The sequence below is a fragment of the Alkalibacterium sp. s-m-28 genome, assembly GCF_054658175.1.
Window position 1 is genome coordinate 1 of sequence record NZ_BAAGIQ010000065.1, and the last position, 12,145, is coordinate 12,145.

Sequence of the window (12,145 nt, forward strand, 5' to 3'; positions counted from 1 at the left end):
TTAACTTTTTTGAATAGCGATTAAACTGACTGATAGTCTGTCGAGACGATTCACTTAATGTTTCTAAAGAAATGTAGGAAAACCATTTATTTATGGTCATTTTTGTTTTATACTTATCCATGTTGTAGTCCTTTGTTTTGGTCTTGGATAAGTCATCCAACCCCATTATAAAGGACTTTTTTATATCATGAAACAGTTAAATTTTTAATGCAACACTAGTGATTTTTCTTATCTGGGATTGTATTAATCTACAGTGGAATAAAAACGAGACACGTTAGTAAAACGACTAGTATCATATCTATTGTCACGGGAGTTCTAGTTATTTGGGCTTCAATCTATTCAATAATCGTTACTATGCTGTTTGGACTAAACTGGTAATTGAATTAGACCGATTAAGTTACCTGTTGTCAGTATGTATTTTTGTAGGAAAGCCCAAATTATTGACATGGCTTGACTGGATAAGTTTCAATGCAACCGATTCTATCATTTAACTGATAATTAATATTTCATGTTAAATATTGAACGATCACGCTTTCATTTCTTTTCAAACTTACTTTTTTGCTTTAGAATAAACCATGAGTTGAACGAGGAGGAATAAAGATGAAGCAATTAAAACAGCTTTTCTGGATTTTTTTATTTTCATTTATAGGAGAATTTTTGTCGTTAGTTAGCCCAGTGGCTATTCCTGGAAGCGTGATTGGAATGGTCCTGTTATTTATTGCGCTTCATTTCAAATGGATCAAGTTGAAACAAGTTGAAGAAGTCGGCAACTGGGTGACTGACAATATGGCGATTTTTTTCGTGCCTGCAGGAGTTGGACTGATGACGAATTTCGGTATACTAGGGGACATCTGGTGGCAGCTCCTGGTAACAATTTTTATCACGACAACGCTGATGATTGCATTTGTAGCACTAGTCGTTCAGTGGCTTAAGCGGAGAAAAGATGAGAAAACTGAACAGCAAGCCGGATTCAATAAGGAGCTGATTTGATATGATGGATATTTTATCGACCAACCCGTTTTTTGGATTATTTCTGACCTTTTTCTTTTTCCTTCTAGGGACGATATTTCATAGAAGATGGCCTGGAAACCCATTATTTAATCCGCTGATTTTTTCCATCACCTGCATCATTATTCTCTTGCTTGTGACTGGAATTCCTTATGAGCAATACAATGAAGGCGGTCAATTCATTAATTTGTGGATCACACCGGCTACCGTCGCATTGGCTATTAAGCTAGAAAAGAACTTTATCTATTTGAAGACCTACTACACAGCAATTTTATCCGGAATCGCTCTTGGTGTATTGTTTCACACGGCTATCTTGGTTATTGTCAGTATCCTGTTTCAGTTCAATCAAGAACTGGTGGCGACCCTGTTTCCGAAATCAATCACAACGCCGATTGCATTGGGTGTGTCTGAATCACTTGGCGGCATCGTTTCGTTAACAGTAGCCATCGTCGTATTCACAGGAGTGCTCGGAACGGTTGTCGGCCCTCCGATCTTCGCCTTATTGAAGATAAACGACCCGGTTGCTCAAGGAGTAGCTCTGGGATCAGGCTCGCATGCGATGGGTACGGCTAAAGCTATCGAATTAGGCGATGTGCAGGCCGCTATGTCTGGACTGTCCATCGTCTTGACTGGTATCGTCGTGGTTATTTTGGCCCCATTCGTTATGGGATTTGTGGGCGTTTTGTTTTAGTCTTTGAAGAGTACAAAGGCAGCATGGATAATCAGAAGTCACGCAATACTAGTACTAGCTCGAGAAGATTGAAATAAATGAGTGGGATGAAAGATTCCGTGAGCGTCCAACTCAGGTGTTGAGGGACAGTCGAGTGGTCAGAAAGATTCCGTGAGCGCCCAACTCAGTTGTCGAAGGACAGTCGAGTGGTCGGAAAGACTCCGTGAGCGTCCAACTCAGGTGTTTAAGGACAGTCGAGTGGTCGGAAAGATTCCGTGAGCGCCCAACTCAGGTGTTGAAGGATAGTCGAGTGGTCAGAAAGATTCCGTGAGCGTCCAACTCAGGTGTTGAAGAACAGTCGAGTGGTCAGAAAGATTCCGGGAGCGTCCAACTCAGGTGTTGAAGAACAGTCGAGTGGTCAGAAAGATTCCGTGAGCGCCCAACTCAGTTGTTGAAGGACAGTCGAGTGGTCAGAAAGACTCCGTGAGCGTCCAACTCAGGTGTCGAGGGACAGTCGAGTGGGCCGAAAGATCCTGTGAGCGTCCAACTCAGGTGTTGAGGGACAGCCGAGTGGGCAGAAAGACTCCGAGAGCGCCCAACTCAGTTGTCGAAGGACAGTCGAGTGGTCGGAAAGACTCTGTGAGCGCCCAACTTAGGTGTCGAAGGACAGCCGAGTGGTCAGAAAGATTCCGTGAGCGTCCAACTCAGGTGTTGAAGGACAGCCGAGTGGTCGGAAAGACTCCGTGAGCGTCCAACTCAGTTGGTGGTCAAGAGATATTCAAGACAAATCAACTTTCCGTTTGATCCGCTAACTGAGTGATATCTTACTACGCGGCGGAGCAAAAGGGTTAGTCAGTAACCGGTCATTCGGCGGCTTCCGACGACTGTCGGAAGCTTCATCATTGAAAAAGAGCAGTTGAGCGCTAGATTTAATTATCCGCTCAACTGCTTTTGATTTATTCCGACTCTTTCAAGTGGTCACTTTTTCTCGTCTTCACGACCATTCGTTCCTGAGCAGTTGTGATCCGTTCAAGTGATCTAGATATGCTCCTGATAAGAATCAATTAGTAAATTACAGCAAAATTAAAACCGCTCATCCAGAAACAGGGTCTCGGATGAGATGCGCTTGGACTGGTTCTTGTCGTAATTTGACACGAACAGACAGCCGTACAAGGTGTTCAGCACATAATCAATCGCTGTCTGTGACGAGAAAGTCGAGAGCTTGACTGACTGGCTTTCGCTTTCAGCCACTGGAAGAATCAAGTCCCCGAGTGATGCGATATGTGAAGACGGACTACCCGTTATCACAATAATCGTCGCTCCGTTCTGCTTGAGCAGTTGGGTGATGTAATAGTTATTCTTACTTTCTCCACTATAGGAAATCACGATGGCGCAGTCACCTTGCTTGAAATTTGTTGCGAGGTGGCGGTTTTCTCCAGGCAAAGCGGCCATGTGAACAGAACGGTTGATTTTCATCAGCTTATTCTGGAAATTCAAGGCAGGCAGATAGGTATCGCCGTAAGCAAATACCCCGATTTTATCAGCTTGAAGCAGAAGTTCCACAGCCTGTTCAAGTTTATCAGGTGAGAGTAGCTGACTCGTCTGATTAAGAGAGTCAGTGAACAGCTCGAGGATTTTCTTCTGAATCTCTCCGTATGAATCGTCATCGGTAAAAGGAAAATCAGGGTCCACATTCGATATGGCATTGTATTCCTTCTGCAGCTCAGCAGACCACTTGATTTTGAAATCCTTGAAGCCTCTCAGACCGATTTTCCGGCAGAGTCTGACCACAGTTGAAGGTGAGGTATAAGTCAGTTCCGAAAGAGCCTGGATCGATAAATTCAAAACATCCTCCTTGTTGGTAATTATGTACCGAGCGACTGCTTTTTCCGATGCATTGAACTGTTCGTCGTGTTTCAGATCTGTTAATAATGACATGCGATCCACCTCCTAAAACTAAGTGTACATAAAAGACAGCAATCTAACCAGTTTTTGGGTAATTTATTTCAGTAAACAACCAATTCTAACAGACTTTTCTGAAAAAACTGCCCATTTAACTAAGTCAATTTACAGAAGGAAGCCAACGTGATTAAATAGTAAGTGAGATGACAACACATTAGGAGGAAGCATATGTTAACTATTGCCTACATCGGAAACGGGAAGAGTGCGAACCGCTATCATATCCCTTTTTCAAGTCTGGTCGACACGATTAAGATAAAGAAAATTCTCTCGAGAGGGGATAGGCCTGACTGGGACGCTGTCGAAGGGGTGACTTACGTTAAGGAGAGTGAAGAGATCTGGAATGATCCGGATATCGACCTAGTGGTTCTGTCGACTCCGCCGCATACCCATTACCCTCTGGCTAAAGAGGGGCTGGAAAACGGGAAGAACGTACTGGTCGAGAAACCTTTTACCGAAACATCTGACCAGGCTAAGGAGCTGTTTGCTCTGGCAGAAGAGAATGGCTTGTTTATCCAATGCTATCAGAACCGCCGTTTCGACTCGGATTTTCTGACTGTCCAGAAAGTAATCGAAAGCGGAAAAATTGGAGATGTTCTGGAAGTGGAGATGCATTTCGATTATTTCCGTCCTGAAGTGCCTGAGCAGACTGACCACTTCGATCCCATGGAAAGTTTCCTGTATACCCATGCCTGCCATACCGTCGATCAGGTTCTGTCTTACTTTGGAAATCCTCAGGATATTCAATATGATGTCCGTCAGCTTCTGGGAGAAGGACGAATGAACGATTATTTCGACCTGGATTTCTTTTATGACGACAACCTTAAAGTATCCGTCAAGTCGAGCTACTTCCGTCTGAAAGAACGCCCAAGTTTCGTGGTCTATGGCACAAAAGGAACATTCATCAAGGAATCAAAAGACCGTCAGGAAGAACATCTGAAGCTGTTTTATATGCCGACAAACGAGGATTTTGGCCTGGATCTGCCGGAACATTACGGCACGCTATATTATATGTCTGGAGATGGCCAGTATCATGAGGAAAAAGTCGTCTCGGAAAAAGGGAGCTACAGCTATTTCTACGAAGCGCTCTACGAAACACTTGTAAATGGAAAAGAGTAGCTGGTTAAAGATTATGAAACCATTCGTCAGATTGAGATTCTTGAAGAAGGTATCAGACAGATGAAAAAATAGTCTGAAAGGAAGTTTTCTCAGTTCTTATGATTCTGTTACAGAAAGTACGAACCAGCAAGGATAAAAAATAAGAAATAAAGAGTGGGCAGTGGAGAAGAAGGCTCGAGAAAATAATTGATACCAAGTCCTATACAAATGAGAAGCAATAATACAACCAGCTGTTTTTTGTATAGAAGACAAATCCTCCAATGAATATTTCCCGGTCACTCTTCCTCCAAACTTCATTACGTTGGGCTGTTGGAAGAGTGAGCGGGCCATTATACACAGCGACTATGAAGTCGGAATTTGTCTGATAACTTTTATCTGCCATCCAATGTGTCAGCTTGTTCATCAACCGAAGTTCTTTTCCTTCTCTTATCCATCCAAAAAAACATAAATAACATACAGCTGTAAATAAACCTTCCCCGAATCAGCTCTTAAAGGAAAACGCCGTGATAGGGCTCAGCCGGGTTAGAAAGTTTATTCGCGGCATGAAAAAAGTATTAACAGAATCTGAGGGATGTGCTATACTAATGAATGTTCCGGCTAGGTGGTGGAATGGTAGACACGCCAGACTCAGAATCTGGTGAGCGTAACGCTCGTGAGGGTTCAACTCCCTTCCTGGCCATAATTTGATACGACTGGATTTTCAGAAAGACTGACGGGTACCCTCAAGGATAGAAGGTGCGCGCTTTTTTTTGTTTCAATTTTATTGGAAATCCATTGTCAGCAGACATATTTAGAACGGACTGCCGGACTGTCCTATTTAGTCTGTGCCAGTTTTCTGATAAAATACAAGTCAAAGATAAGACGTGAAACGTACGGAAAGAAGGAGAGGTAAGGCATGAGAATTTTACATACTGCGGACTGGCACATTGGAAAAATCGTCAATGAGTTTTCGATGCTTGAAGAACAGGCTGATGTTCTGCACCGACTGGTCGATGAGGTCAAGGAACTGGATGTCGATGTCCTGATCATGGCGGGTGACTTGTATGACCGGGCGATTCCCCCTAAAGAAGCGGTCATTCTGGCTACGGAGATTTTCACCCGCCTGATTCGCGAAGCGGGGATACCGGTCCTGGCTATTGCGGGGAATCATGACAGCAATGAACGGCTGGAATACGGTGCGGAACTGCTTTCGACCAGTGAGCTCTTTATCGAAGGCACACTCAAAACAGACATCCGTAAAGTCACAGTCAAGGGGGCCAATTTCTACCTCCTGCCGTTTGCGGATCATGTCGCCGTTCGAAAACTGCTGGGTAATGATGAGATCAAGGATCTTCAGGATGCGACACGCGTTCAGATCGAATCGATTAAAGAGAAGATGAACCCGGATGAGCTGAATATTCTAATTGCCCACGGATATGTAGTGAACGGGGGAAAAGAGTCGGTGGAAGATTCCGATTCCGAACGTCCGTTAAGCATTGGGACAGCAGAATATGTTGATGTCAATTTGTTCGATGCCTTCGACTACGTTGCACTTGGCCATTTGCATAAAGCTCAGAAGGTCAAATCAGACCGGGTACGGTACAGTGGCTCACCTGTGAAGTATTCTAAATCAGAAGCCAGACATAAGAAACAGCACCTGCTGGTCGATCTGGAGAAAGACACGATCGATGTTCAGACGATTTTGACCAATCCTAAACGGGACTTGCGTGTGATCAGAGGCTTCTTTGACGAGTTGATGCAGGATGAGTCAGAAGATTACATTTTCTTCGAGCTGGAAGATAAAGGCTATGTCATGGATGCGATGCATCAGCTGAGACGACGCTACCCTTATGCGATGGGGCTTGAATATTTATCCAAAAAAGACAGGCAGTCCAAAGAAACGACACGTACCCATCAGCTGGCCGACAAGAAGGATGTCCTGGAACTCTTCAGTGATTTTTACGAGAATTTCAAGGACGAACCGCTGGATGACGAGCGAAGACAAGTAGTTAATGGCGTCTGGGAAGACGTTCAGAGAGGTGGAGAGTAGATGCGTCCATTAAAACTCAAAATGAGCGCCTTTGGACCCTACAAAGGCGAAGTCGAGATTGATTTTACGGCGTTCAATCAGTCTGCTCTCTTTCTGGTCAGCGGACCGACGGGGGCAGGGAAAACGACGATTTTCGATGCGATTGCCTATGCCCTGTTTGACAAGCCGTCAAAAGATGGCCGTGAAAAAGATACATATAAATCCGATCATGCGAAAGATACAGATCTCTGTTACGTAGAGCTGGAGTTTGAACTGGGACAGAAGCGGTATTCCGTCAGACGGGAGCCGAATCAGATAGGACCAGGAACGCGGACAAAAACTAAGCAGATCGCAGCAAGCGTGGCGTTTCACAATGGAGATCAGGTCACCACTAAAATCAATGAAGCCAACAAAGAAATCGAGGCGCTTCTGGGGCTGACTCATGACCAGTTCAGACAAATCGTCATGCTGCCGCAAGGGGATTTCCGGCGTATGCTTGACTCGAACAGTGCGGACAAGGAAAAGATTTTCCGTAATATTTTCCAGACGGATCAGTTCGAAGCCTTTCAGGAGAAACTCAAAGAACAGGCTAAAGAGCTGAAACAAGAACGGGACGGCTATGCTCAGGCAGTCAGTCTGGCTTTTCAGTCGATCGAAACCAAAGAAAATCAGACTCTTGAAAAAGCCATTGACCAGTTCGACATTCCAGCTGTTCTGGAAGAGACAGCTAAATTGATTGATGCAGATTCGAAACACCTCACTGAACTTAAAGAGACAATCGGAAGCCTTCAGGAAGAGAAGACAGCTACTGAGCGACTGATTGAATACCTTGAGAAGAAGACAGCTCTTGATAAAGAAAAAATCGAGCTGGATGCGACTGAAAAAGTAGTGGCGGATTACAAGGAACAGCTAGCTAAAAACGATGAAGCACAAAAACTTGTAGAGGCTAAAAAGAGAGAACAGGATCTGGCCCAGGAGTTAAAAGACGAACAGACAAAGCGGAACGACTTGTCTGAAAAGCAGAAGAGTTTGACCGATTCTCTTGCTGAAGCGGAAAAACAGAAGGACCTGATTCAAGACGAACTGGGTAAGCTGGATCGTGTCAGAGAAGCGATTCAGACACTGAAAAAAGAGCTGGAACGCATGACCGAAGTGGAGAAGACAGAAGAAGCAATCAGTCAGGCAGAAAAACAGCTGAAGGAAAACCGCTTAAGACAGGCTTCGATTAAAGAAAAAATGGAAGCAGTCAAGCAGGCTGTCCAGTCGCAGCAAAATGAGCTGAAGGAACTTCAACACATCAAAAGCAGTTTTCCAGATAGTTATGATCGAATCGGCAAGCTGAAAGATAAAAAATCAGAAGCCATGCAGAGACTCGAAAAACTGAAGGAACTGTGCGATTTGAGAAAAGAAGGTGCTGAAGTTAAGCAGGTCTTTTCAAAAGCCAACAAGGACCTCAAGCAAGCAACAGAAAGTCTGGATGAAGCCAAGTCAGCGTATTACAGCAATATTGCCGTAGTCCTGGCAGGAGATCTTGAAGAGAACGAACCTTGTCCGGTCTGCGGTGGGACGGATCATCCTCGAAAAGCTCACGCAGCAGTTGATTCAGTATCCAAAGACGACGTCGACCGTCTGGAGAAAGTTAAAGCTGAAGCCGAAGCCCACTATAATCGGATCGGTGTTCATCTGCAGCAGCTCTCTGAAGCCGTCGGTAGGCGGTGCAAGGAACTGGGCATTGAACATACGGACGCGGATGAAGCGTTTGGACAGACGAAGAAAAGCTGTCGTGAACTGACAGACGAACTGAATAAGCTGGAACAAGACCTTAAGCAGAAACAAAAGCGGGTGGAAGCAGAAGGCAAGCTGACTGAAAAACTGGAGGCTCTTCAAAAAGAAGAACGTGATCTGTCAGAAGTACGCGTTCAGCTGACGTCAGACGAACAGCATATGACTAGGCGGATTGGTGAGCTGAGTGAGTTATGCAGCGAACTGAAAGCATCTGTGTCCTATGACTCCGAGAAACAAGTCAAAGAGGCTATAGCAGAAAAAGAAGCGCTGATCAGAAAAACTGAGCAGGCGGCTTCAGATAATCAGTCCCTTGTCCAGGACTTAAGCAGTAAACAGTCGGCTAATAAGCAGGCAATCAAACTGACCGAGGAAAGCATCAATAAGCTGACTGACAAACATTCAGAAGCAAGGGCCCACTTTGAACATAGACTTCAAGAAAGTAAGCTGGACGATAGCTTCGAGTCCCTCGTTCTGGAACACGAGACAGCTGACAAGATGCAGCGAGCGATCAATGATTATGAGAAAGCTAGACACAGCCTGACTGTTCAAATGAAAGAAGTCCAGGCGCATCTAGATAAGGAAGACAAGCTTCTGCCGGTTGAGGCATACCGTGATCAGTGCAAGTCAATTATTGAAAGGTTGCCGGAGCTGGAAGAAAGCCGAGATGACCTGGTCAAAACAGTAAATCAGAATCAGCGGGCGGTCGAAACGATTACCATTCATCAGGGCAAGAGCGATGAACTGGAAAAAGACTACCGGATCTATAGTGAGCTGGCCATGATGGCAGGCGGTACAAGTAATGAAACGGACCGGATCTCATTCGAACGGTATGTCCTCGGGATTTACTTCGACGAAATTCTGATCGCTGCCAACGAACGCTTTAGCGAAATGACCAATAACCGCTATGAGCTGCAGAGAAAGATGGATGCGGCCAAAGGAAATAAACCCAAAGGGCTGGATATGGACGTGTTCGACTACGAAACAGGCAAAGTGAGAGGGGTCAACACGCTTTCCGGTGGGGAATCGTTTAAAGCCTCTCTTGCACTGGCTCTGGGACTCAGCGACGTGATCCAAAGTCAGAGCGGCGGGGTCAGTGTCGACACCCTCTTTATTGATGAAGGATTCGGGACGCTGGATTCCGATTCTCTGGACAAAGCCATCGAAACATTGCTCGATTTGCAGGAACGCGGCAGACTAGTGGGAATCATTTCTCACGTGGATGAACTGAAAACCCGAATCCCTTCTCATATTATTGTCGAACGGACGACTGCCGGAAGCCAGGTCAGTGTCCAGACAGTATAGTAAAAGTTTAGATCTATCATATTAAACCAACTAAAAGGAGACTTACTCATGACAACATTAGACAAACACATTTTAAACTCTAAAAAGGCACCAGCAGCAATCGGACCATACTCACAGGCGGTCGTATTCGGAAATACCGTGTACGTTTCGGGTCAGCTGCCGATCGATGCGGAAGCAGGAAAAATCACAGCTGAAACAGCCAAGGAACAGACAAGACAATCATTGAAAAACATTGAGTATATCCTGGCAGAAGAAAACCTGACGCTTTCTGATGTCCTGAAAGTCACTGTTCTTCTAAGCGATATTTCCAACTTCCAGGACATGAACGAGGTATACGCAGAATTTTTCAAAGAGCCTTTCCCAGCACGCGTTGCTTATGAAGTAGCAGCCCTTCCAGCTGGCGCATTAGTTGAAATCGACGTTATTGCAGGAAAAAGTTGATTTGTGATTACTAGAGATATTAAGTATATTAGTCTGAAAAAGACGAACAGTAGAGGATGAAACCGATGAGTGAGCAATACAATGAAAAAATTGATTCAATCATTAAAGAGTTGAGACCGGAACTTCAGGAGCTGAGCGAGTATATCTATGCTAATCCTGAACTGGGTCACGAAGAGTTTCTGTCATCAAAGGCCCATGTGGAACTGCTTGAAGAACATGGGTTTGATGTTGAATACCCTTATCTGGGAATCGGTACAGCCTTCAGAGCGATTTATAAAGGAGAAAAAGAAGGACCAACCCTTGCCTACTTGTCTGAATATGATGCCCTTCCTGGTATCGGACATGGTTGTGGGCATAATCTGCTCGGGGCGACCGATACTGGGGCGGGACTAGTCTTGTCCAAACTGGTTGATGAGGTAGGTGGGACAGTGGTTGTCCTGGGGACCCCGGCAGAGGAAACGAACGGAGATAAAGTGACCATGGCAGATGCGGGAACCTTTGACGATGTAGATGTTGCATTCTGTACTCACCCATCTGACAGTTATCAGGCCAGTGGCACGTCCATGGCCATGGAAGCCATTGAGTTCAGATTCTATGGACAGACCGCTCATGCAGCTGCCTCACCTTTCGAGGGAAAAAATGCCCTTGATGCCTGCATCAACTTCTTCAATAATGTCAGTTCACTCCGCCAGCAGATTCACCCGAGCGCACGCGTTCATGGTGTCATCAAAGAAGGCGGAGAGGCAGCGAACGTGATTCCGGACTACACGAGAGCCGAGTTTTACGTTAGAGCAATGGATATGCCTTACTTGAATGAACTGCGTGAAAAAGTCATTCGCTGTGCAGAAGCCGGGGCACTAGCTGCGGACTGCCGAATGGAATGGGGTCACTATGAAGCAGCCTACAAAAATATGATCACAAATGAGACGCTGTCTTCCTTGTACAATGAAAAGATGGCAGACCTAGGCATTCAAATGATTACTGAAGAACGGGATTCTATGGGGTCAATGGATATGGGGAATGTCAGTCAGGTTGTTCCTGCGATCAATCCATATTTTGAAATCACTAATGGCAAATCCGTTTCAGCACACACGACCGAATTTCGAGACTGCACGCTGACTGAAGAAGCGTATCAGGGAATGGAAAAGACCATTGCGGGACTGACACATACCGCTCTGGCACTCATTACAGACTCTGACATGCTGCAGCGCGTGAAGGATGAATTTGAAGCAAACGTAGACTAAATTGCAGGACCGACCAATGCTTAAGACTGCCCCTACATCCCATGTTCAGAAATCAAAACTGAATATGGGATGATGATAAAAGTCGAGACATTGGTCGGTCTTTTTTTGTTTGTGTAGGAAAGTATAAATTTAAGTTATTGTCTAGCTTAACGTGCCAGCCTCTCGAGAAAAAGATAAATTCACCCATTGCTCATCATGCTCATTCGGGGCGAATTTCCTATTTTCTTTTCGAGGCTGAACTGCACGTGAAGCTTTTCTGATTTTAAATCTGCCTTGTTATCGATCAATGACGCATGCAAAAAACCTCCCACTCTGGTTTTCAGACAGAATGAGAGGCGCTTAGACACATGTAAATAAAAGACTTGATAAAGCGACGTACAGAAGTCCAGAATTTGTGCCGAATCATAATGCGATCTCATTCCAGTCTAAAAGGCATGACGAATAAGCGTGGATGATCCAACTTATTCTGCTGCTTTTCGACGTGTGAACTACCCACCACTTAAATCCTCCGGATTTTGAAGTGGGGGCTTCCTACGAACTCCATTCTTGTCTGCACAGGTTTCATGCAGACAGAGGAATCGGATATGGGTAGGCTCAAAAGGCAGTCCC

Annotated in this window: 7 protein-coding genes, 1 tRNA gene and 1 pseudogene; 8 read left to right on the forward strand and 1 reads right to left on the reverse strand. The window is 45.0% G+C overall.

Annotated elements, in window-relative coordinates; translation table 11 throughout:
* Nucleotides 1–600: 600 nt before the first annotated feature.
* Both ACYQ4S_RS08715 and ACYQ4S_RS08720 read left to right on the forward strand, forming a co-directional pair.
* A complete protein-coding gene (locus ACYQ4S_RS08715) occupies nt 601–990 on the forward strand; it encodes a CidA/LrgA family protein (protein WP_459770629.1) in 390 nt (129 codons plus the stop codon).
* Between the two features lies 1 nt (nt 991).
* Complete coding sequence (locus ACYQ4S_RS08720; protein ID WP_346023575.1) at nt 992–1,699, forward strand: LrgB family protein; 708 nt, start codon at nt 992–994, stop codon at nt 1,697–1,699.
* 1,062 nt (nt 1,700–2,761) lie between these two features.
* Here the strand turns inward: ACYQ4S_RS08720 and ACYQ4S_RS08725 are convergent.
* Complete coding sequence (locus ACYQ4S_RS08725) at nt 2,762–3,616, reverse strand: MurR/RpiR family transcriptional regulator (protein WP_346023576.1); 855 nt, start codon at nt 3,614–3,616, stop codon at nt 2,762–2,764.
* Between the two features lie 192 nt (nt 3,617–3,808).
* Here ACYQ4S_RS08725 and ACYQ4S_RS08730 point away from each other — a divergent pair.
* From ACYQ4S_RS08730 to ACYQ4S_RS08755, 6 genes and pseudogenes are all read left to right on the forward strand, one after another.
* Nucleotides 3,809–4,828: pseudogene (locus ACYQ4S_RS08730) on the forward strand (Gfo/Idh/MocA family oxidoreductase).
* A 523-nt stretch (nt 4,829–5,351) separates the two neighbouring features.
* Nucleotides 5,352–5,435, forward strand: a tRNA-Leu gene (locus ACYQ4S_RS08735).
* A gap of 216 nt (nt 5,436–5,651) precedes the next feature.
* Entirely contained in the window at nt 5,652–6,785 is a 1,134-nt protein-coding gene (locus ACYQ4S_RS08740; RefSeq protein WP_459770631.1) for an exonuclease SbcCD subunit D, read from the forward strand.
* Entirely contained in the window at nt 6,786–9,851 is a 3,066-nt protein-coding gene (locus ACYQ4S_RS08745; protein WP_459770633.1) for an AAA family ATPase, read from the forward strand.
* Between the two features lie 48 nt (nt 9,852–9,899).
* Nucleotides 9,900–10,292, forward strand: coding sequence for a Rid family detoxifying hydrolase (locus tag ACYQ4S_RS08750; protein ID WP_346023580.1), 393 nt, complete (start codon nt 9,900–9,902; stop codon nt 10,290–10,292).
* A gap of 65 nt (nt 10,293–10,357) precedes the next feature.
* Nucleotides 10,358–11,536: a M20 family metallopeptidase gene (locus ACYQ4S_RS08755; protein ID WP_346023582.1), complete on the forward strand. Its 1,179-nt coding sequence runs from the start codon at nt 10,358–10,360 to the stop codon at nt 11,534–11,536.
* Nucleotides 11,537–12,145: the final 609 nt, after the last annotated feature.